We start from the raw sequence: 20697 nt of genomic DNA, 5'->3' as shown, positions 1-20697 counted from the left end.
AAGAATGACCAACCGAAGCTTGAAAATAATCAATGAAAAAGGTCTGCACGCCCGCGCCTCTGCCAAGTTGGTCGAGGTCGTGGAAGGGTTTGACGCGCAGGCAGAGGTGTCCAAAGATGGGCTTTCTGCATCAGGCGACAGCATCATGGGTCTTTTGATGTTGGCAGCCTCTCGCGGAACGACTATTGACGTCGAGACGTCCGGACCGGATGCTGAGGCGTTGGCGGATGCATTGGAAACCCTTGTGAACGGCAAGTTCGGCGAAGGGTTCTGATCCTGTCGGTCGCGACATGAAGAACGGGAAGACCAGGAATTGGCTGAAACGACGCACGAGACCAAGACAGGCCCGGTGGTGGACGGGACGGAAGATCAGGGCGAAATCTACGACCGTAGAACCCTGACCTACGCGAACTCCTTCGACGATGCCTGGACGTCTACAGCCATCCGCGCCATTGAATGGTGTACGGGTAAGCTGACTATCCTGCGAATGGTCAACAAGTTCGAGAAGAAGAACGAATACTATCGCGGTCAGCGGTTCTGGGGCGGCGCGCTTGAGGTTATGGGCATCAACCTCACCACTCCGAAGGAACAGTTTGCAAATATTCCGAAAACCGGACCCGTAGTTGTCGTGGCCAACCACCCGCATGGCATGGTCGATGGTATGATTCTGGCCGAACTGATCGGACAAGTTCGCAATGACTATCGTATCCTGACCCGTTCTGTCCTGACCGGGTTGGACGAGGCAGCGACCTCTTTCATGATTCCTGTTCCCTTCCCGCACGACCCCGAAGCTCAAACCAAAATGCTAGAAATGCGCGGCAAAGCGATGGAACACCTGAAGGAAGGTGGCGTGGTTGCGCTATTCCCGTCAGGCGTGGTGATGTCCTCGGATGACTGGTTCGGGCCTGCGCAAGAACAGGAATGGAATGTATTTACCGCCAAGATGATTCGCCGGTCTGGCGCGCAGGTGGTTCCGATTTTCTTCCCCGGCAGCAATTCGCGTGCCTATCAGATTGCCAACAAGCTATCGCCGATCCTACGCCAAGGGCTGTTGCTGCACGAAATTGTCCGCTCTTGCAACAAGCCGCAATCCCCAGTGATCGGAGAGCCGATCTCGGATCAGGATATGAAGCTGTTGGAAAGTGACCCGCGCGGTTTCATGGCATGGCTCAGAAAGCGTACAATGGCGCTGGGCAAATCACTCAATCCGTGAGCCGTGTTTCATCTGGCTGATAACATGCCGAGTGAGGGGGCAGGCCCCCTCTAGCGCGTTGGAACCGGCGTTTCACCTCTGTAGTCATAAAACCCGCGCTCGGTTTTGCGCCCCAGCCAGCCGGCTTCGACATATTTCGTCAACAGTGGACAGGGCCGGTACTTGGTGTCTGCCAGCCCGTCGTGCAACACGTTCATGATCGCCAGACACGTGTCCAGCCCGATGAAATCCGCCAGTTCCAATGGACCCATCGGGTGGTTTGCGCCCAGCCGCATCGACTGATCAATCGACTGCACGCTGCCGACCCCTTCGTACAGGGTGTATACGGCCTCATTGATCATCGGCATCAGGATGCGGTTCACGATGAAGGCCGGGAAATCTTCCGCGCTTGCCGCCGTTTTGCCCAATCGGTCCACAACCGCCTTGCAAGAGCGGAACGTTTCTTCATCCGTGGCAATACCACGGATTAGCTCAACCAACTGCATTACGGGCACCGGATTCATGAAGTGGAACCCCATGAACCGCTCCGGCCGATCTGTTCGGCTCGCCAGCCGTGTAATCGAGATAGACGACGTGTTGGATGTCAGAATCGTATGGGGCAGAAGATGCGGCTGCAGGTCTTCGAAAATCGCCTGCTTAATCGCTTCCCGTTCGGTTGCGGCCTCGATCACCAAATCGGTCTGGCCTAATTGAGGCAGTTCCAATGTCGTGTTGATCCGACCCAATGCGGCTTGCATCGTGTCGTCCGAGATTTTTCCACGCGATGCCTGACGCGCAAGGTTGCCCTCAATCGTCGCGATGGCGCTATCCAGCGCGTCCTGCGACACATCGTTGAGCAGAACGTCATACTCTGCCAACGCAAGAACATGAGCAATGCCATTGCCCATCTGACCTGCGCCAATCACTCCGACCGATTTTACATCCATGTTCAGGTGCCTTTGTGTCTCGGGATACGGCGACAGTATCGACAGAACGGGGCGGGCGGCAAGGGGATCAGGCCGTTCGAATTTGCTTCAAATGCGCACATTAGGATTTTCTCAAGACGTGGGGCTGCAAGATGGCAACCGGGTGAATAATGGGTGAGTCATATGAGCTATCATCAAACAAGCTCGGGGGGACCCGGGCATGAGGTATGTCAGTACGAAGGTTCGCGGATGTGGTTTCGCGGCACGCGGCGTGTTCTGGATCAACCTTATGCCGCCTGCGTTGGTGGGGATGAGACATTCGGGCGTTTCGTCGACAGGCCATTCCCAGCGATTCTCGAAGTCGGGCTTGAAATGCGGGTCCTGAATTTTGGATGCCTGTTCAGCGGTGTCGAAGCGCTGTACCAGGATAAAGCGCTGCGTGAATTGCTAAGGGGTGCAGATCTGTGTGTCCTGCAGGCGCCAGGACTTCTGGGGCAGTCCAACCATTTCTACCGCGTTCATCGCAGGCGCAATGACCGGGTTCTGGCACCGACCGAGGATCTGATTGGGCTCTACCCTGAAATCGACTTCACCGAGGTGCATTTCGTGCGCCACCTGATGACCTGCCTGAATAAGATTCGCGACGCGCGCTTTGAAGTCGTTCTGGATGAATTGCGCAGGAACTGGATCCGGAAGATCGGTGAATTCCTGCAAGGTCTGGAAACCCCTGTGATCCTCTTGCGTCTTCAAGTGCTTCAAGGGGAATTGGGCGAGCATCCCTCTGATTTGGCCTACGTTGGTGTCACGGATCAGATGATTGCGGCTGTCAGTACGCTCTGCGCCGACACCGTCGACGTCAAAACACAAGTGTGCGGACGGTCTGATGAGATTGAGGATATGCTGTTTGGTACTCTACAACAGCCAATGGCAGAGCATATGATTGGACCAGCGGCGCATCGGGCGATTGCGGCTAAATTGATGGGGCCAATACGCAATCTGCATTGAAAAAGGCCCGCCAAATAGCGGGCCTTTTCAAAATTCAGATGAAAAAGCTAGGCGAGTGCTCAGCCGAGTTTTTCGGTCAGTTCCGGCACGGCCTGGAACAGGTCTGCAACCAGTCCGAAGTCTGCGACCTGGAAGATTGGCGCTTCTTCGTCTTTGTTGATTGCAACGATAACTTTCGAGTCCTTCATGCCAGCTAGGTGCTGGATCGCGCCCGAGATACCGACAGCGACATAGAGGTCGGGTGCAACGACTTTACCGGTCTGACCCACCTGCCAGTCGTTCGGGGCATAGCCCGAGTCAACGGCCGCGCGTGATGCGCCAACAGCGGCACCCAGCTTGTCAGCCAGGGTTTCGATCAGTTTGAAGTCCTCTTCCGAGCCGACACCACGGCCGCCCGAGACAACAACACCAGCCGAGGTCAGTTCCGGACGGTCGCTTTCGGCAACCTTGTCCTCGACCCACTCGGACAGGCCCGGGTTGTCGCCAACCGAGATGGTTTCGACCGCAGCCGAGCCGCCTTCGCCGGCCGCGTCAAAGGACGCGGTACGGAAGGTGACGACTTTCTTGGCGTCGTTCGATTTTACTGTCTGGATCGCGTTGCCTGCGTAGATCGGACGCTCGAATGTCGAACCGTCAACCACGCCGGATGCATCCGAGATCACCATCGCGTCCAGCAGGGCGGCAACGCGGGGCATCACGTTCTTAGCGTCGGTTGTTGCCGGTGCCACGATGTGCTCATAGCCATCGGCCAGACCCACGATCAGGGCTGCGGTCGATTCCGCCAGGCGGTGACCCAGCGATGCGTCTTCGGCAACCAGAACCTTGGACACGCCGTCGATCTTGGCGGCGGCCTCACCGGCAGCAGCGGCAGACCCGCCCGCGGCCAGAACGGTCACGTCACCCAGCGCCTTGGCGGCGGTGACAGCCTTGGCGGTGGCGTCCATCGCCAGTTCGCCATTGTTGACTTCTGCGAGAAGAAGAACAGCCATTACACAGCCCCCGCTTCTTTGAGTTTCTCGACCAGCTCATCAACCGAGCCCACGACGATACCGGCGGCACGTGCCGGCGGCTCTTCGGTCTTGACGATTTCCAGACGCGGCGTGACGTCGACGCCGTAATCGGCGGCGGTTTTCTCGTCCAGCGGCTTTTTCTTCGCCTTCATGATATTCGGCAGGGACGCATAACGCGGCTCGTTCAGGCGCAAGTCAACAGTCACGATGGTTGGCATCTTGACGCTGATGGTCTGCAGGCCGCCGTCAACCTCGCGGGTGATCTTGGCGCTATCGCCTTCGATGTCCAGCTCGGACGCGAAGGTACCTTGGCTCCAGCCCAACAGGGCAGACAGCATCTGGCCTGTCGCGTTCATGTCGTTGTCAATCGACTGCTTGCCCGCCAGAACGATTCCGGGCTGCTCTTCCTCGACCACTTTGGCCAGGATCTTGGCAACGGCCAGCGGCTCGATATCGGTGTGAACGTCATCGGCGGCTACAACCAGAATGGCGCGGTCAGCGCCCATGGCCAATGCGGTGCGCAGGGTTTCCTGCGCCTGCTTCACGCCGATCGAAACAGCAACGACTTCATCAGCCTTTCCTGCTTCTTTCAGGCGAATCGCCTCTTCTACTGCAATCTCGTCGAATGGGTTCATCGACATTTTGACATTGGCGAGATCGACACCGCTACCGTCCGCTTTGACGCGGACCTTCACATTATAGTCAATCACGCGTTTGACAGGCACGAGTACCTTCATTTTGCGCTTGCTCCTCACAAAAAACGGTAAGCCGCGTCGCGACTCCACCAATGCTCTCGGACGACTGAATAGCGTCTCAATTCATGCTGCAACAGGGCAAAATCGTCACGTCATGAACTTGAGACGTCGCGTTTTGTGTATTTTGACGCAGCGGCGTGAAATTTTATTGCTTTGAAAGTGCTCAGCGGTTGGCGCCGGGAACCCACAAAACGTCCGCGGTACCGTTTTCGTTGGCGCAGCGGGCGGCGACAAAAAACCAGTCACTCAGGCGGTTGAGGTATTTTACCGCGACCGCGTTTACGGGTTCCATATTGGTCAGTTCGACCGCCAGTCGTTCGGCGCGGCGGGATACGGTTCGACAAACATGCAGATGCGCCGCCAAACGTGAGCCACCGGGCAGGATAAAGCTTCGCAGCGGCTCCAGCGTTTCATTCATCACGTCAATCTCGGCTTCCAGCCGATCAATCTGAGATGCAACGATGCGAAGGGGCGGGTAATCAGCCTCGGCGTCTTTTTCCATGTCGGGGCGACAGAAATCCGCGCCCAGATCGAAAAGGTCATTTTGAATACGCGCCAACGCTGCATCGACATCGCCAACCGCCTCGGTCCGCGCAACGCCGACAAAGGCGTTCAGTTCGTCAACCGTGCCATAGGCTGCCACTCGACCCGAGTATTTGGCGACACGTTCACCGTTGCCCAGCGCTGTTTTACCGTCATCACCGGTGCGCGTGTAGATCTTGTTCAGTACGACCATTTATTGAACTCCTTGTCCGCGCAGGTAGACGTAGAGCACGATCAGCAGCACGGCAATGAACTGAAACAGGATGCGCAGGCGCATCATCTTGTTGCTTTTCATCGCCGCAGCTTTGCCGCTTTTGCCGAAATTGGAGATGCCGATCGCCAGCACGACGACAACCGCCGCCATGGCCAACAGCAAAATGACCATCAAAAGGTCCATAAGCACACCGTCCGCGTTTCTTGTTTCGTTGGGCTATCATCTAGCCTCATGTACATGAAAAGCGAACGGGTTATTTCGCCTCAGACGTCCGACAGAATACGGTCGATGGTGCGGGTCGGCAAAAGGCGGCGCAGGTAGCCGGCGATATAGGTCGGTGTCGTGACATAGTATCGCGCGCGCGGCTTTTTTGATTCGACCGCGTGGGCCAGCTTTTCTGTCACCGCAGATGCAGGCAGTTCGAACCGGTCCGGCCCCGACGATTCATACAATCTTTTCAACAGCGAAGACTCGTACCTTTCCCGCAGGGCTGAGTTTTCCCAATTGATGAAACGTTCAAAGAAAGGGATAGAATTCTCGCGGATTTTCGATGTGATCGGGCCGGGTTCGATCAGGATCGCTTTGATCTCGGTGTCGGCCAGCTCAAGGCGCATCGTGTCGGTCAAACCCTCAATGGCATACTTCGTGGCGACATAAGCACCGCGCCATGGGATGGCCAGCAGACCCAGTACGGACGAGTTCTGCACGATTCGCCCATGCCCCTGCGCCCGCATGACCGGAATCACCAAACGGGTCAGTTCATGCCACCCAAAGAAGTTGGCCTCGAAAATCGCGCGCAGCCCTTCGGTCGGTAAATCCTCAACCGCACCGGGAAGGCCGTGGGCACCGTTATTGAACAACGCATCCAGAGTGCCCCCGGTGGCCTCAAGTACTTCGGTCAGGCCCGAGGCGATGCTGGCGGCGTCGGTATAGTCGATGCGCGGGCTTTCAAAGCCTTGCGCCCGCAGCCGGTCGCAGTCGCGCTGTTGGCGACAGGACGCAAAGACTCGCCAGCCGCGCGCACGCATACCGTGTGCCGCGTCCAGGCCAATGCCGGACGAGCAGCCGGTGATAAGAATGGTTTTTTGCATGATCTTCCTGACCCTCAATTCAGGTCAAAGCTATTGCGAGGTTGGGGTCAGGACAATGACGATGCAGCGTCAGTTTTGCACTTTTCGGACCAGTGAGGCCGAAATCCAACCGACCTGTTGCTCGGGTAACACGCGTAGGCGCAGCCAACCGGTCCCGGAATCGCTCAGCACCTCGACCTTCTGTCCGATCGCCGCTTTACCGATGATTGGATAGATGGTGCCGGGCCCATCGCGCATATTGACCCGCGTTCCCGAGATCTCGCGGATGTCCTTTTCAGGTTCCGGAATCACAGTGGCATCTGAAGTGTCCGGAAGGGGCGTTTCATCGGTCTGACGCAACCCCGTGATGCCATCTTCCAGCGAGGCGAGCGTAATGCTTGTGCTCTGATCGTCGAACACTGAGATGCCCGATAACACCTGCAGGCTGGCAGGTTCGGCCACGATCTGCACAATTTCTTCTGTTTCGGGTTGCGGCTGTGCACGCACAGATGGGGTGCGTGCCGCGACATTGGTAACAAGTTCCTCAACCTTAGCGGGTGCGACCGCCACTGGTTGTGATGCAGAGGCAACGCGCGCAGGCTGATCGCTCCGCACACCGCGCGGTTCGAAATTGGATCCTCCGCTCATTACGTAAAAGCACCAACCCAGTGCAGCGAAAGTCAAAACAATAAGGCGCGTCATGGCGCATCCCCCGGCAATCGTTAGGTACAAGAAATAGGCAGCAGTCTAATGAAGACAGCTTAGCATATTTCCGGCCCTGTGTCGAAAAACCGGGGAAATCCGGGGCTTATCTCCCCCTGTTGCAAAAAGCGCGACTTGTCCCCAGCAAAATGCGCTCAGCTTGCTTTACCAGCGCGCGCTTGCGGCGTATCACATCATATATGAACGATACGATCGACGACCCCAATATGGAGGCCCCCGAAGGCGGGGGCGAGATAGCTGAACCACTGCGCCGCGCAATTGGCGAACGCTATCTGACCTATGCTCTGTCCACCATAATGCACCGGGCCTTGCCCGATGCGCGCGACGGGCTGAAGCCGGTTCACCGGCGAATCCTGTATGCCATGCGCGAGCTTCGACTCAGTGCATCGGGCGGGTTTCGTAAATCTGCCAAGATCTCCGGCGACGTGATGGGCAACTATCACCCGCACGGCGACGCCGCGATTTACGATGCGATGGCGCGTCTGGCGCAGGACTTCAACGTCCGTTACCCGCTGGTCGACGGGCAGGGGAACTTCGGCAATATTGACGGCGATAACCCGGCGGCCTCGCGATACACCGAGGCACGGATGACCATCGTCGCCGAGGCGCTGCTTGAGGGTCTGAACGAGGACGCCGTCGATTTCCGCGATAACTATGACGGCACGCTGACCGAGCCGGTCGTGTTGCCCGCGCAGTTTCCGAACCTACTGGCCAATGGTGCAAGTGGCATCGCTGTGGGCATGGCGACGAATATTCCGCCGCATAACATTTCGGAACTCTGCGACGCCTGTCTGCATCTGATCAAGACACCGGATGCCCGCGACGACACACTGTTGAACTATGTTCCAGGTCCGGACTTTCCGACCGGCGGCGTGATCGTTGAGCCGCCCGAGAACATCGCCCAGGCGTACCGCACCGGGCGCGGCTCGTTCCGCCTGCGGTGCAAGTTTGAGGTCGAGGATCTTGGGCGCGGCCAGTGGCAGATCGTTGTCACCGAAATTCCCTATCAGGTTCAGAAATCGAAACTGATCGAAAAGATCGCTGAGCTGATCCAATCTAAGAAAATCCCGATCCTTGCCGATGTGCGCGACGAATCTGCCGATGACATCCGTCTGATCCTCGAGCCACGGTCGAAGAACGTGGACCCCGAGGTGTTGATGGGGATGCTCTACCGCAGTTCGGATCTTGAGGTACGGTTCAGCCTGAACATGAATGTGCTGATCGACGGAGTGACACCCAAGGTTTGCTCGATGAAGGAGGTGCTGCGCGCCTTCCTCGATCACCGGCAAGAGGTGCTGATCCGCCGTTCGCGTCACCGCATGGCGAAGATCGACCACCGGTTGGAGGTGCTGGAGGGCTTTATCGTCGCCTTCCTGAACCTCGACCGTGTGATCGACATCATTCGCTACGACGACGACCCCAAAGCCGCGCTGATGCGCGAGGATTGGGGAATCGACCATATCCGTGCCACCAGCGAAGCCGACTATGTTTCGCCCAAGCCGGGTGAGGGCGAGCTGTCCGAGGTTCAGGTCGACGCGATCCTCAACATGCGCCTGCGCAGTTTGCGCCGTCTGGAAGAGATGGAACTGGTTCGCGAACGCGATGAGCTGATGTTGGAACGTGCCAATCTCGAAGACCTGCTGGCTGATCCGGTCCTGCAATGGGCAAAGATCTCAGAGCAGTTGAAAGAGACCAAGAAAACCTTTGGCAAGGACTATGAGGGCGGTGCCCGTCGCACGCAATTTGCGGAAGCCGGACAGGTCGAGGAAGTCCCGCTTGAGGCGATGATTGACCGAGAACCGATCACGGTCGTCTGCTCTCAGATGGGGTGGATTCGCGCGATGACCGGTCACATCGACCTGAAACGCGAATTGAAGTTCAAAGATGGCGACGGCCCGCGCTTCATCTTCCACGCCGAAACGACTGATCGACTACTGGTCTTCGCTTCGAACGGTCGCTTCTACACGCTCAGCGCCGCCAACCTGCCCGGTGGGCGAGGTATGGGAGAACCGCTGCGCCTGATGGTCGATTTGCCGAATGAGGCGCAGATCATCGACATCCTGATCCACAAGCCGGGGCGCAAGCTTCTGGTCGCCTCGGATGCAGGCAACGGTTTCATGGTGCCCGAGGATGACGTGCTGGCTCAGACCCGAAACGGCAAGCAGGTGCTCAACGTCAAGGGCGACGAGACGGCTATGATCTGTAAACCGGTTTCAGGCGATCACGTCGCGGTGGTGTCCCAGAACGGCAAATTCCTTGTGTTCCCGGTAGACGAGCTGCCGGAAATGGGACGCGGCAAGGGCGTACGCCTGCAAAAATATAATATGGCGCGCGGACGGCAAGGAACGCTGGAACTGGATGGCGGTCTGTCTGACGTCACCACCTTTAATTGGGAAGAGGGCCTGAAATGGTCCATGGGTGGAGACAAGACCCGGCACGAGGCGGACATGTCACAGTGGTTGGCCAAAAGGGCCAGTGTTGGCAAAAAGGCACCCTACGGCTTCCCTCGCGACTATAAATTCTCGTGATCAAGCTGCACTTGCAGGTGGATTTCTGCCGATACGGCTTGGCACAGGCCGTATCGGTGCGCTAGATCAAATAAAAACAGGCATATCGAGACGAGACCATGTTGCGGATACTGACCCTTATCGCCGGATTGGCCCTGATTGGCGCGTGCACGCAGACGCAGGTTTATGAAGAGCCCGAGTCGCTGGGCGAATTCAAACTGCGCGTCAATTACGCATTCGCAGAAAAAGCCCGGCAGGGGCCGGTATCGCGGGATGCGACGCCCAAAGAGTGGGAAGACGCCATTCAGAACGCCGTGAATATTCGGCTTGGGCGATATGAGGGCGCTCAGGAATACGACATTGGGATCAGCCTGGAAGGATACATGTTGGCACCTCCGGGTGTGCCCGTGATCTACAACCCCAAAAGCACGGCAATTGTTTTGGTGAATGTTTATGACGTGCGAGAAAAAGAGTTCCTGGCCAAAGGAAAACAGTTTCAGGTGCTGGAAGACACGACCGGTGAAAGCGCACTCACGGGGTCTGGTCACTCGCGCACCAGAGAAGAGCAAATGGATGGCCTGGCCCTCAAGGTCGCAGACCGCGTAGAAGAGTGGCTGGCTGAGGAACACAAGGACAATGGCTGGTTTGACCGGCGCCCGGACCTGATCCAACCACTGGATTCCGTCGAGGTCACGCAAAATCCGGCGTCCTAAAGACCTTTTAACGCAGGATGTGCTTGATTTTCCCCTTTGAACCAAATATCTCGCGCGCGCAGATGTAACCACGGGACCAAGGGTCCCCCAAATCGCAAAAGGGCGCCTGAGGAATGGCAAAGGAAAAGTTTGAGCGTAATAAGCCGCACGTTAACATCGGCACGATTGGCCACGTTGACCACGGCAAGACCACGCTGACCGCAGCAATCACCAAGTATTTCGGTGACTTCAAAGCGTATGACCAGATTGACGGCGCGCCTGAAGAAAAAGCACGTGGCATCACCATCTCGACCGCCCACGTGGAATACGAGACCGACAACCGCCACTACGCGCACGTCGACTGCCCCGGCCACGCCGACTACGTCAAGAACATGATCACCGGTGCCGCTCAGATGGACGGCGCGATCCTGGTTGTGAACGCAGCTGACGGCCCGATGCCGCAGACCCGCGAGCACATCCTGCTGGGCCGCCAGGTTGGCATCCCGAAGATGGTCGTGTTCATGAACAAAGTTGACCAGGTTGACGACGAAGAGCTGCTGGAACTGGTTGAGATGGAAGTTCGCGAACTGCTGTCCAGCTACGAATACCCCGGCGACGATATTCCGATCATCGCAGGTTCGGCTCTGGCCGCAATGGAAGGCAACAACCCTGAAATCGGCGAAGAGAAGATCAAAGAGCTGATGGCGGCTGTTGATGACTACATCGACACTCCTGAGCGTGAAGTTGACAAGCCGTTCCTGATGCCGGTCGAAGACGTGTTCTCGATCTCGGGTCGTGGTACAGTTGTTACAGGTCGTGTTGAGCGTGGCGTGATCAACGTTGGCGACGAGATTGAAATCGTCGGCATCCGTGACACTCAGAAAACCACCTGTACCGGTGTTGAAATGTTCCGCAAGCTGCTGGATCGCGGTGAAGCTGGCGACAACATCGGCGCCCTGCTGCGCGGCATCGACCGTGACGGCGTTGAGCGTGGCCAGGTTCTGTGTAAGCCAGGTTCGGTTACACCGCACACCAAGTTCGAAGCCGAAGCCTACATCCTGACCAAGGAAGAAGGCGGTCGTCACACTCCGTTCTTCGCGAACTACCGTCCGCAGTTCTACTTCCGTACAACTGACGTGACCGGCACCGTGACCCTGGCAGCTGGCACCGAGATGGTTATGCCTGGTGACAACGTTGGCTTCACCGTCGAGCTGATCGCCCCGATCGCGATGGAAGACGGTCTGCGTTTCGCGATCCGCGAAGGCGGCCGCACCGTGGGCGCCGGCGTCGTCTCGAAAATCATCGAGTAAGTCGCGCAAGCGAATATCCAAAGAAAGGGCGTCCCTCGGGACGCCCTTTTTCGTTTTTGCCTAAGCCAAAGGCTGAAAGTGCCGTTTTAGTCGTAGGCGGCGTCCACGATGAACTCCACTTTCAACTCAGGACGCGCCAGTTTGGCTTCACCGCAAGCGCGGGCGGGGGCATGGCCCTTGGGTACCCAGGCATTCCAAACCTCGTTTAATCCGGCGAAATCCTTCATATCGGCCAGCCAGATCGTCACCCGCAACATCTTTTCGCGGGATGAACCGGCTTGTTCGAGCAGGGCGTCAATTTTCTCGAGGCAAATCCGGACCTGTTCCTGAATTGTCTCGCCTTCTGCGACTTGCCCGGTCAAGTAGGCCACGCCGTTGTATTTCACGATTTTTGAGGAGCGTTCGCCGGTGTCGATGCGTTCAATCATGGGGCATTCTCATTTATTAGCGTTTGATACGGGTGTTCATGGTCACACTCTGACCAGCAAGGCAAACGAAAACAGATTGTGCTCAACTCATACGGGTTGTCATAAATATCCTTAAACAAATTCAAAAATTGCATTTCATACTATCTAAAAAGCCACCCAGTGTGCAGAATGCAATCACCCAATGCGTTATTAGGGAATTCCGCCATGAAAGCAGCCGCAATTCTACTTGGCCTTTTTGTGATAAGCACAACTCCGGCCCTGGCCAGCGAAGAAAGCAAGACATGGGATGCTTCGGACGAGGCGAAGCAGTTCGTTCAAGATACAATCGTCCTGGGAATGCTTGCCAGTCCTTACGGTACGGGATGGACGGAATATGAACAGTTGCACACCTATTTTGACCGCGCACGAGGCAACGGGATTACCGGGCACGAAATGACTCTTGCCGCTGCAGACATGTCCTTTGAAACGCTGTTAGAGCAACACTATCATTTTCGTGCAGCCATGGCTGAGCAACCAGAAAACTATCTGATCATAAACGAAACACGGGATATCGAGGCTGCCCATCTACAGGGCAAAACCGCGGTGATCTGGAACAGTCAGACCGCGACCGTTTTGAATGGTGATCTCAAGAAGATGGCCCTGCTTAAGGACATGGGCATCAAAAGCATGATCCTGGCCTATAACGATGTCTTCCGGACCGGGTCGGGACAGTTGGCCGCGTATAACGGTAATGACATCGGGCTGACCCCTTGGGGCAAATCGGTCATAGACGAAATGGTTCGGTTCGGAATCCTTCTGGATCTTAGCCACACGGGCTCTCGCACTGCCAATGACGCTATGGATTATATGGAAAGCAATTATCCTGGTGTTCCTTTTGTCTACACGCATTCCGTGCCAGCGGGTTTGTATAAGAGCGAGCCGAACGCAACACCCCGCGGTTGCTACCGAGCAATTCCAGACGATGAAGCTGTCCGGGCAGCGAAATCGGGTGGCTACGTCTCACCGACGTTCACTGAGTGGATGATGGACGGCGTCTGGCCAGACGACATTTCGCCAAAACAGGCAGCTGACATGATCGACTATTATGTGCAGCTGGTTGGTGTGGATCACGTTGGGATCGCGACCGATGACATGTTTTCGACCGCACTTGTTGTTGAGTTCGCGACCGCAAATGCCAGCATGTATGATGACGGCGGTTACATGATTGACGCGTTCAACAAAGGCGCGACTGGCAATGGAGAGCTGGCCAAGATCCTGGCCGCGATCACAGATGACCTTTGGGCGCGTGGATACACGGATGAGGACCTTGCCAAGATCTACGGTGGCAACAAGATGCGCGTTTACGCTCAGGTCTGGGAAGGAAAGCCGCCGAAGCAGTTTCTGGAAGAGTATCCGGAACGTTTGCGCATGCGCCAAGAATTCATGCAGCGCTTTCCGACCCGTTGAGGCATGAGGTAATTTTTTTTGGGTTAGCGAAACGAACTTAAGGCGCGGTGGTTGAAACTTCGGCAACTGCGGGCTGTGGATTGAATACTCTGTTGCTCTCGTTATCAATTGCAGCTTAGCCGGGTCCGTCCGGCGTTTTCTCAGCTATTCGCTGACCCGTTCGGTTCAGTTGGCCCGATCCTCACAATCAAGATGGATCAGCATCTCGAAAAGGACGGTACAGGCCCGACCAAGGTCCGCAAGCTTGCGGATTTTGTGGCCCCGTTTGACGACCGCATTAAGTGTAGACCTTGAGGGACTCGGCTAATTCAGATGAACAGGTCTAGTGCACGTCTTTTTCACGCAATCTATCAGGGAATGCAGGTTGAAGAACCGTGGCTGACGGTCAATCAGAAGTCTTTGCAATAGCGCCGCCCCTCCAGTGGCACACTGGCGAAATATTTGGCCGCGTCGCTCGGGGCGGCCTTTTTCTTTTCACAATTGTCAGTATTCTGGCGGCAGGTATTCAGATTTTTGGTAGCATGATCAAATCTTTAACTAAGTTCACCGGGGTTTCCCTGATAGCAGCGGCTGGGATGATCGGCGTCGCGCAAGCTAAGCCGCTGCTGACGGACTCTAAGGAAACATATGTTTCCGCCTGTCTGGATCAAAGTGACACACCAGAGCGCATCATCGAAATTTGTCAGCGTGGGCTGGGCGGCGCAGGCGCGTCAGATCGGCAGCGCATTGAGATGTTGGATAAGCTGGGATGGGCTTACTATGATCTAGATGATATGGATCAGGCTGACGACGCTTTCGTCGAAATTCTGGCTTTGAACCCCACGGCCGAGCTTGGGCTGCAGGGGCGTGCATGGGTCAAATACAATCGTGATGATTATGCGGCTGCAGTTGCGCTATTTCGGCAGGCTGTGTCACGCAAACCCAATGCAAGCAATATGGCTGGTCTGGCCGCCAGTGCGCGCCGGTCCGGAGAAATGGATTTTGCTGAGTTCGAAGAGGTGATGCAAACCGCGCTTGCCCTAAACCCCGAATACACGTGGGCGATGCGGGAACTGGCGTGGACACTGGTTGATCATTACCGGCAGGACGAAGCGCTAACTTTGTTCAGGACCGCAAGCGACCTAGACCCGTACGACCCATACGCCGAGTACGGCGTCGCCTTTCTGTTATCGGAACGAAACGATTGGGAGGCCGCGTTCGCCCACGTAAGCCGGGCGTTGGACCTTAAACCGGATTTCGTGACCGCTTTATCACGTCGGTCCCTGATCCTACTGATGCTGGATCGGCCCAAACAGGCGCTGAAAGACGCAGAAGCAGTGATCGCCGCCAAACCTGACGATGTGGATGGTTATGTGCGAAAGGCACGGGCGCTGTCGGATTTAGGTCAAAGATCGCAGGCGCACGAGGTGCTGGAGTTGGCCGAAAGCCGGGTAGGGTCGGGCAGCAGTTATCTGCTTTATTGGCGGGCCAGCCTGTTGGCGGACGACCTCGACTACGAAGCGGCACTTTTCCACATTCGACGCAGTGTTGCGCTTAAAGGTGCCGACCAGTTTGATCACCGTCTGCATGCGGAAATAGCGTTATGGATGGGGCACACGGATGAGGCCCGTGATGCCGTCGATCAGGCGCTTGGGTTCAATCCCGATGGCGAGTTTGAACAATATACAAATGCTCTGGTGATGCTGGATGAACACCGGTTCGATGCCGCCGAAAGCGCATTCGATGCGGCTATCGCTTCAGGTCTACACAAGGACTACCTTGGTGATTTTCTGTCCGCTTTGGTGGCAGAAGGGCGGTTCATTCAAGCGATCAAGATGCGCGCTCAGTATGGCAACCGCCCATCGGCAACAACCAGTGACGCGCAACGTTCCAACTAACGCGTCACTTGGTCTGAGGTAACGATTACGCAGTCGCCGCTTCCGCCGCTTCGCGTACCGCTTTGATGTTGGCACCGTAGACATCCGGGTTTTCGACCGATCCGCCCTTGAATACGGCTGAACCTGCAACCAGCACGTCCGCACCAGCTGCAGCCACCAATGGGGCGGTCTTCGGGTCAACGCCACCGTCAATCTCGATATGGATCGGGCGATCGCCGATCATCGACCGCAGCTTGCGAACCTTGCTGGTCATATCGATGAACTTTTGGCCACCAAAGCCGGGGTTCACTGTCATGACGCAAACCAGATCGGTCAGGTCCAGCAGGTGGTCAATTGCTTCGGCCGGTGTGCCGGGATTCAAAGCAACGCCCGCCTTCATACCAGCGGCGCGGATCGCTTGCAGAGTTCGGTGGGTGTGCGGCCCTGCCTCGATATGTGTGGTCAGGATGTCGGCGCCTGCATCCGCGTAGGCCTGAATGTAGGGATCAACAGGGGTGATCATCAGGTGCACATCCATCACCGTTTTGACATGCGGACGGAATGCTTTGACGGCGGGTGGGCCAAAGGTCAGGTTTGGTACGAAATGGCCGTCCATCACATCGACATGGACCCAATCCGCCCCCTGGGCTTCGATGGCCCGAATCTCGGCGCCGAAATTGGCGAAGTCGGCGGACAGGATCGACGGAGCGATCTTGATGCTGCGGTCAAAGCTCATGGTTGGCCTCATGTGAGTAACGTGTTGGCACCGCATATAGCTGCGATACGTGGCGATGGGTAGGCCTGTCGATGCAAGGCTATTTACAAAACTTTCATGCCGCCGACACAAAGCCGTTGAATCCGGTCTGTAGCTGACCGCCAACACGAATTGGGGGTGGCACGTGCTGCGGATAGAAAAACTGACCAAGCGCTTCGGCGAAAACGTAGCCGTAGATGCAGCCACGCTGGATGTAGACAAGCCTTGCATGATTGGCATCATCGGGCGGTCCGGCGCGGGCAAGTCGACCCTGTTGCGGATGATCAATCGCCTGACCGATGCAAGCGACGGTGAAATCCTGTTCGAAGGCCGCGATGTCACCAAGCTGAAGGGCCGTGACAAACGCGCATGGCAAGCCGATTGCGCGATGATCTTTCAGCAATTCAACCTCGTGCCGCGCATGGATGTGGTATCGAATGTACTGCACGGAACGCTGAACCGCCACTCGACGTTGGCGACCATGTTCAACCTGTTCCCGATGGAAGACATCCATCGCGCCATCGATATTCTGGATCGCCTTGGCATCGCCGAGCATGCGCCCAAACGCGCCGAGGCACTATCGGGCGGCCAGCAACAACGCGTCGCCATTGCGCGAGCGCTGATGCAGAACCCCAGCATCATTCTGGCGGACGAGCCCATCGCCTCGCTGGATCCAATGAACGCACAAGTCGTTATGCAGGCACTGCGTAGTATCCATGAAGAAGACGGCCGTACCGTCATCGCCAACCTGCACACACTGGACACAGCGCGCCGCTATTGCGACCGCGTCGTTGGTATGCGCGACGGCCGAATTGTCTTTGATGGCCTGCCCGAGCAACTGACAACTGGCGTGGCCCGCGAAATCTATGGTGCCGATGCCAGCTTCTCGGAAGAGGCGACCTCGACCGAGATCGAAACGCTCGACGCGACCCAAAAGGCCCTGATGGAAGCCGAAGCCACCATCTAAGCCCCACCACCCTTTTCATCGACCGGCCGATGAAAGGCCGGCACATCAAACCGGAGAGAGACAGATGAAAAAACTTATTGCTGCCCTGGTGGCCACTACTGCAATGGCCGCGCCTGCAATGGCTCAGGAAATCAGCGAGTTCCGCATCGGCATTCTGGGTGGCGAGAACGCCCAGGACCGTCTGAGCAAGCAGGAATGCCTGCGTCAGCAGACTGAAGACCTGCTGGGTGTCGAGACCAAGCTGTTCGCGCCCGCGGATTACAACGGCGTAATTCAGGGGCTGCTGGGTGGCACCATCGACATGGCCTGGCTGGGTGCATCCGGTTACGCCAAAACCTACCTGAGCGATCCTGAAGCGGTTGAGCCTGTTCTGGTCAAGGTCAACACCGATGGCAGCTACGGTTATTATTCGATCGGGTTTGCCCGCAAGGACAGTGGTATTGCCTCGTTGGAAGACATGAAGGACAAGACCTTCGGCTTCGGCGATCCTAACTCGACCTCGGGCTTCCTGATCCCGTCGATCGAAATTCCACAGGCCACCGGCGCAACCATGACTTCGGGTGACTATTTTGGCGAAGTAAAATTCACCGGCGGCCATGAGCAGACCATCGTGGCAGTAAACAACGGTGACGTTGATGGTGGTGTGACATGGGCCGACGGTCTGGGAGACTGGGAAGACGGTTATCAGTCCGGCGCGCTGCGCCGTGCCGTGGATGCCGGTCTGGTCGACATGAACGATCTGGTCGAGATCTGGAAATCCGCTCCGATCCCTGAAGGCCCGTTCGTGCTGCGCACTGAACTGCCGGAAGATGTCAAAATCAAGATGACCGGTATGCTGGCCTCGATGAATTCGATTGATCCCGACTGCATGTACAACGTTCTGGGCGGTGAATCCAAAGGGCTAATGCCGATCACCCACGACGCTTACGAAATCATCATCGAAGCACGCAAGTTGAAGTCCAACTAAGCCTGCATCTCCAATGATCGGGGTCCGGTGGTAAACCGGGCCCCTTTTACCCACTCAGGAGCATTCCATGACAGACCTGACCGCGGGGTCCCCCAGCGTCGACCGGATCCGGGCCGACTATTCCGAGATGACACGGCGCAAGCGGGTCTATGGTGGTATCCTTCTGATCGTTTTTGTGGCCCTGATGGCCGCTGGTTTCCGAACAGCCGATGCCCGCAATGCCGGCAATTTTGTTGACGGCTGGCACCGCATCTTCGACTACCCGGCCGAGGTTTTATCGGAGGCGTGGGAAAAGATCGGCGCGATGCCGGAAAACCTTGTGAAGTTCTTCCCAGCTTTGGTTGAAACGCTCAACATCGCCGCAGCCTCAACGCTGATCGGCGCAATCGGCGGAACGTTTCTGGCGTTAATGTCCACGCGCGGCATGGCCTTGTGGCCTTCGTTAATCCCACTGTTCCGTCGCATAGCCGATATCTGCCGTGCTGTACCTGAGATCGTAATCGCGCTGGTCCTGATCTTCGTGCTGGGTGGTGGCCCGGTTCCGGCGATGATCGCGATTGCCATTCACACAGCCGGGGCACTTGGAAAACTGTTTTCTGAAGTGAACGAAAACGCTTCGCTGAAACCGGTCGAAGGCCTGTATTCGGTTGGCGCGAGCTGGTCCCAGCGGATGTACCTGGGCGTGATCCCACAGGTCGGCCCGAACTATGTCAGCTATGCGCTGCTGCGGTTCGAGATAAACATTCGCGCTTCGGCCATTCTGGGTTTTGTTGGCGCTGGCGGACTTGGATACGAATTGCGCAATTCGATGTCCTGGGGGCAGGGGCGCTATGACGAAGCTGCCGCGATCTTTCTGCTACTGTTTGTCACCATTGTCGTGGTCGATCAGATCTCGGGTATCCTGCGTGACCGTCTGACTCACGGATCTGAAAAAGGAGCGCGGGCATGAGCACCTTCGCCACCAATCTGACAATTTATGAGCTCAAGACCGAGGCCGACCGTTTGTTCATCCGTAAACGGCTGACGAACTTTGGACTGCCCGCGTTGGTGCTTGCCTACCTTGCCTATGTCTTCTTTGCCTTCGACGTTCCGGGATTGGCCGAACGGGCAAACTGGGAAAACGGCAAGACGCTGGTGGCCGACAGCTATAGCTATAAAACCCATGTCACGCGTGACAACCGCACTGGCGAAGTCTCGGCTGCCATCGAGGGTGAGCGCAAAGGCGCATACCCCGAAGGTGAGGCCCCGGAGTGGGTCTCGCTGGGCGATACCACGGTGATCGATCTGGAAAACGGCCACATTGTGCGCTTTGGCCCCGAGACTGTTGAATACGATATCCCCTGCTATGGCACCGTCCGCGCCACCCCAACCCGGTCGGCCGGAGTTCAGGCCGAATTGCCCGCAGGCGAGGTGCCGGACTGGATCAACGTCTCCAAGAACAGGATGGCGATCACCACGGATGCCGGGCGCTTGACCGTGACGCGGAACCGGTCAGAGGTGTTCCGTTACTTCAACGGGTGGGAGCTGTTCTGGTTCACGCTCGACAGCCCTTATTACGGCAAATCCCTCTGGGAACTGGCGGGCCTCGCCGCAAAGGGCGAAGGCGGGGCAATCCTGAATGATTTCTGGACCAACAAGATGTGGCGGCATCAGGACGTGGCCTGGGCCATCTTCGAGACAATCCTGATGGCCCTCCTGGGCACATTCGGCGCCGGCATGGTCGCACTGCCGCTGGCCTTTCTGGCAACGCGCAATTTCAACCCACTTAAGTCCCTCCGGTTCCTGACGCGCCGTGTGTTTGACTTTGTTCGCGGTGTGGACGCGCTGATCTGGACGGTTGTGTTGGCGCGTGCATTTGGACCTGGTCCACTCACCGGCGCGCTGGCCATTCTGGTGACCGATACCGGAACCTTCGGCAAAATCTTCTCGGAAGCGCTGGAAAATGTGGACCAAAAACAGATTGAGGGCGTTCAGTCCACAGGGGCCAATGCGCCGCAGCGGTATCGTTTTGGCGTTATCCCGCAGGTGACGCCGGTGCTTCTGAGCCAGTTGTTGTATTTCCTCGAATCCAACACCCGCAGTGCTACCGTGATCGGCGCGATCACGGGCGGCGGCATTGGGCTTTTGCTGACTCAGGCAATCATCACCCAGAAGGACTGGGAAGAGGTTGCTTACTACATCGTCCTAATCATTCTGATGGTGATGCTCATGGACTGGTTCTCGGGTTGGCTGCGCCGGCGGCTTATCCAGGGTGAGACTGGCAAGAAACGCAGAGCCAAGAACGCCAAGGCAAAGCCATTCCTGCTGCCGTGACCCAAACGAAGGACACCAA

The 20697-nt window shown here is 56.9% G+C and carries 21 protein-coding genes; 12 read left to right on the top strand and 9 right to left on the bottom strand.

Annotated features, from left to right (window positions below; translation table 11 throughout):
- Positions 1-4: 4 nt before the first annotated feature.
- Positions 5-274, top strand: coding sequence for an HPr family phosphocarrier protein (locus GOW92_RS13880; RefSeq protein ID WP_058273259.1), 270 nt, complete (start codon positions 5-7; stop codon positions 272-274).
- A 39-nt stretch (positions 275-313) separates the two neighbouring features.
- Positions 314-1213 carry a lysophospholipid acyltransferase family protein gene (locus GOW92_RS13875; protein ID WP_170561186.1) on the top strand — a complete coding sequence of 300 codons (900 nt, stop codon included), beginning with the start codon at positions 314-316 and terminating at the stop codon, positions 1211-1213.
- Positions 1214-1263: 50 nt separating this feature from the next.
- Here the strand turns inward: GOW92_RS13875 and GOW92_RS13870 are convergent, their stop codons facing one another.
- Entirely contained in the window at positions 1264-2139 is an 876-nt protein-coding gene (locus GOW92_RS13870; RefSeq protein WP_170561185.1) for a 3-hydroxybutyryl-CoA dehydrogenase, read from the bottom strand.
- Between the two features lie 162 nt (positions 2140-2301).
- On the opposite strand from GOW92_RS13870, the gene GOW92_RS13865 reads away from it, so the two are divergent.
- On the top strand, positions 2302-3123 hold the full coding sequence (locus tag GOW92_RS13865) for a DUF6473 family protein (protein ID WP_254453028.1): 822 nt from the start codon (positions 2302-2304) through the stop codon (positions 3121-3123).
- Between the two features lie 59 nt (positions 3124-3182).
- On the opposite strand, the gene GOW92_RS13860 is transcribed toward GOW92_RS13865, so the two are convergent.
- The 6 genes from GOW92_RS13860 to GOW92_RS13835 form a co-directional block, all read right to left on the bottom strand.
- Entirely contained in the window at positions 3183-4112 is a 930-nt protein-coding gene (locus GOW92_RS13860) for an electron transfer flavoprotein subunit alpha/FixB family protein (RefSeq protein ID WP_170561183.1), read from the bottom strand.
- Entirely contained in the window at positions 4112-4870 is a 759-nt protein-coding gene (locus GOW92_RS13855; RefSeq protein ID WP_170561182.1) for an electron transfer flavoprotein subunit beta/FixA family protein, read from the bottom strand. The genes GOW92_RS13860 and GOW92_RS13855 overlap by 1 nt, the downstream gene beginning before the upstream one ends.
- Positions 4871-5051: 181 nt before the next feature.
- Positions 5052-5624: a cob(I)yrinic acid a,c-diamide adenosyltransferase gene (locus GOW92_RS13850; RefSeq protein WP_170561181.1), complete on the bottom strand. Its 573-nt coding sequence runs from the start codon at positions 5622-5624 to the stop codon at positions 5052-5054.
- A complete protein-coding gene (locus GOW92_RS13845) occupies positions 5625-5828 on the bottom strand; it encodes a twin transmembrane helix small protein (protein WP_170561180.1) in 204 nt (67 codons plus the stop codon). It lies immediately after the preceding gene.
- An 80-nt stretch (positions 5829-5908) separates the two neighbouring features.
- Positions 5909-6736 carry an SDR family NAD(P)-dependent oxidoreductase gene (locus GOW92_RS13840; RefSeq protein WP_170561179.1) on the bottom strand — a complete coding sequence of 276 codons (828 nt, stop codon included), beginning with the start codon at positions 6734-6736 and terminating at the stop codon, positions 5909-5911.
- Between the two features lie 69 nt (positions 6737-6805).
- Positions 6806-7417, bottom strand: a complete 612-nt coding sequence (locus GOW92_RS13835) for an SH3 domain-containing protein (protein WP_254453027.1) — start codon at positions 7415-7417, stop codon at positions 6806-6808.
- Between the two features lie 200 nt (positions 7418-7617).
- On the opposite strand from GOW92_RS13835, the gene GOW92_RS13830 reads away from it, so the two are divergent.
- The 3 genes from GOW92_RS13830 to tuf all read left to right on the top strand — a co-directional run bounded on the left by GOW92_RS13830 (position 7618) and on the right by tuf (position 11947).
- The gene (locus tag GOW92_RS13830) at positions 7618-9966 is read left to right on the top strand and encodes a DNA topoisomerase IV subunit A (RefSeq protein WP_170561178.1); all 2349 of its coding nucleotides are present in this window, start codon (positions 7618-7620) and stop codon (positions 9964-9966) included.
- A 98-nt stretch (positions 9967-10064) separates the two neighbouring features.
- Positions 10065-10658, top strand: coding sequence for a hypothetical protein (locus GOW92_RS13825; RefSeq protein ID WP_170561177.1), 594 nt, complete (start codon positions 10065-10067; stop codon positions 10656-10658).
- Between the two features lie 113 nt (positions 10659-10771).
- The gene (gene tuf / locus GOW92_RS13820; RefSeq protein WP_010441214.1) at positions 10772-11947 is read left to right on the top strand and encodes an elongation factor Tu; all 1176 of its coding nucleotides are present in this window, start codon (positions 10772-10774) and stop codon (positions 11945-11947) included.
- 86 nt (positions 11948-12033) lie between these two features.
- Here tuf and GOW92_RS13815 read toward each other — a convergent pair whose 3' ends face one another.
- Entirely contained in the window at positions 12034-12375 is a 342-nt protein-coding gene (locus tag GOW92_RS13815) for a RidA family protein (protein WP_170561176.1), read from the bottom strand.
- Positions 12376-12579: 204 nt separating this feature from the next.
- Between GOW92_RS13815 and GOW92_RS13810 the strand changes: the two genes are divergently transcribed.
- Positions 12580-13821 carry a dipeptidase gene (locus tag GOW92_RS13810; protein WP_170561175.1) on the top strand — a complete coding sequence of 414 codons (1242 nt, stop codon included), beginning with the start codon at positions 12580-12582 and terminating at the stop codon, positions 13819-13821.
- 521 nt (positions 13822-14342) lie between these two features.
- Positions 14343-15698, top strand: coding sequence for a tetratricopeptide repeat protein (locus GOW92_RS13805; RefSeq protein WP_170561174.1), 1356 nt, complete (start codon positions 14343-14345; stop codon positions 15696-15698).
- Positions 15699-15723: 25 nt separating this feature from the next.
- Here GOW92_RS13805 and rpe read toward each other — a convergent pair whose 3' ends face one another.
- Positions 15724-16413 carry a ribulose-phosphate 3-epimerase gene (gene rpe, locus GOW92_RS13800; protein WP_170561173.1) on the bottom strand — a complete coding sequence of 230 codons (690 nt, stop codon included), beginning with the start codon at positions 16411-16413 and terminating at the stop codon, positions 15724-15726.
- Positions 16414-16576: 163 nt separating this feature from the next.
- Between rpe and phnC the strand changes: the two genes are divergently transcribed.
- From phnC to phnE (GOW92_RS13780), 4 genes are all read left to right on the top strand, one after another.
- A complete protein-coding gene (phnC, locus tag GOW92_RS13795; protein ID WP_170561172.1) occupies positions 16577-17398 on the top strand; it encodes a phosphonate ABC transporter ATP-binding protein in 822 nt (273 codons plus the stop codon).
- A gap of 64 nt (positions 17399-17462) precedes the next feature.
- Entirely contained in the window at positions 17463-18365 is a 903-nt protein-coding gene (phnD, locus tag GOW92_RS13790) for a phosphonate ABC transporter substrate-binding protein (RefSeq protein WP_170561171.1), read from the top strand.
- A 67-nt stretch (positions 18366-18432) separates the two neighbouring features.
- Entirely contained in the window at positions 18433-19314 is an 882-nt protein-coding gene (gene phnE, locus GOW92_RS13785) for a phosphonate ABC transporter, permease protein PhnE (RefSeq protein WP_170561170.1), read from the top strand.
- Complete coding sequence (phnE, locus tag GOW92_RS13780; RefSeq protein ID WP_170561169.1) at positions 19311-20678, top strand: phosphonate ABC transporter, permease protein PhnE; 1368 nt, start codon at positions 19311-19313, stop codon at positions 20676-20678. The genes phnE (GOW92_RS13785) and phnE (GOW92_RS13780) overlap by 4 nt, the downstream gene beginning before the upstream one ends.
- Positions 20679-20697: the final 19 nt, after the last annotated feature.

It is taken from the genome of Ruegeria atlantica, from assembly GCF_013032505.1.
GTDB classification, from domain to species: domain Bacteria; phylum Pseudomonadota; class Alphaproteobacteria; order Rhodobacterales; family Rhodobacteraceae; genus Ruegeria; species Ruegeria atlantica_F.
This window is presented reverse-complemented; position numbering and strand designations above follow the sequence as displayed.

Coding starts and splice junctions, on each gene's coding strand:
- GOW92_RS13880 (WP_058273259.1), top strand. CDS start 5: ATGACCAACCGAAGCTTGAAAATAATCAATGAAAAAGGTCTGCACGCC.
- phnE (WP_170561170.1), top strand. CDS start 18,433: ATGACAGACCTGACCGCGGGGTCCCCCAGCGTCGACCGGATCCGGGCC.
- GOW92_RS13865 (WP_254453028.1), top strand. CDS start 2,302: ATGAGCTATCATCAAACAAGCTCGGGGGGACCCGGGCATGAGGTATGT.
- phnD (WP_170561171.1), top strand. CDS start 17,463: ATGAAAAAACTTATTGCTGCCCTGGTGGCCACTACTGCAATGGCCGCG.
- GOW92_RS13815 (WP_170561176.1), bottom strand. CDS start 12,375: ATGATTGAACGCATCGACACCGGCGAACGCTCCTCAAAAATCGTGAAA.
- rpe (WP_170561173.1), bottom strand. CDS start 16,413: ATGAGCTTTGACCGCAGCATCAAGATCGCTCCGTCGATCCTGTCCGCC.
- GOW92_RS13825 (WP_170561177.1), top strand. CDS start 10,065: ATGTTGCGGATACTGACCCTTATCGCCGGATTGGCCCTGATTGGCGCG.
- GOW92_RS13845 (WP_170561180.1), bottom strand. CDS start 5,828: ATGGACCTTTTGATGGTCATTTTGCTGTTGGCCATGGCGGCGGTTGTC.
- phnE (WP_170561169.1), top strand. CDS start 19,311: ATGAGCACCTTCGCCACCAATCTGACAATTTATGAGCTCAAGACCGAG.
- GOW92_RS13830 (WP_170561178.1), top strand. CDS start 7,618: ATGAACGATACGATCGACGACCCCAATATGGAGGCCCCCGAAGGCGGG.
- GOW92_RS13805 (WP_170561174.1), top strand. CDS start 14,343: ATGATCAAATCTTTAACTAAGTTCACCGGGGTTTCCCTGATAGCAGCG.
- GOW92_RS13810 (WP_170561175.1), top strand. CDS start 12,580: ATGAAAGCAGCCGCAATTCTACTTGGCCTTTTTGTGATAAGCACAACT.
- GOW92_RS13850 (WP_170561181.1), bottom strand. CDS start 5,624: ATGGTCGTACTGAACAAGATCTACACGCGCACCGGTGATGACGGTAAA.
- GOW92_RS13840 (WP_170561179.1), bottom strand. CDS start 6,736: ATGCAAAAAACCATTCTTATCACCGGCTGCTCGTCCGGCATTGGCCTG.
- GOW92_RS13855 (WP_170561182.1), bottom strand. CDS start 4,870: ATGAAGGTACTCGTGCCTGTCAAACGCGTGATTGACTATAATGTGAAG.
- GOW92_RS13835 (WP_254453027.1), bottom strand. CDS start 7,417: ATGACGCGCCTTATTGTTTTGACTTTCGCTGCACTGGGTTGGTGCTTT.
- tuf (WP_010441214.1), top strand. CDS start 10,772: ATGGCAAAGGAAAAGTTTGAGCGTAATAAGCCGCACGTTAACATCGGC.
- GOW92_RS13870 (WP_170561185.1), bottom strand. CDS start 2,139: ATGGATGTAAAATCGGTCGGAGTGATTGGCGCAGGTCAGATGGGCAAT.
- GOW92_RS13860 (WP_170561183.1), bottom strand. CDS start 4,112: ATGGCTGTTCTTCTTCTCGCAGAAGTCAACAATGGCGAACTGGCGATG.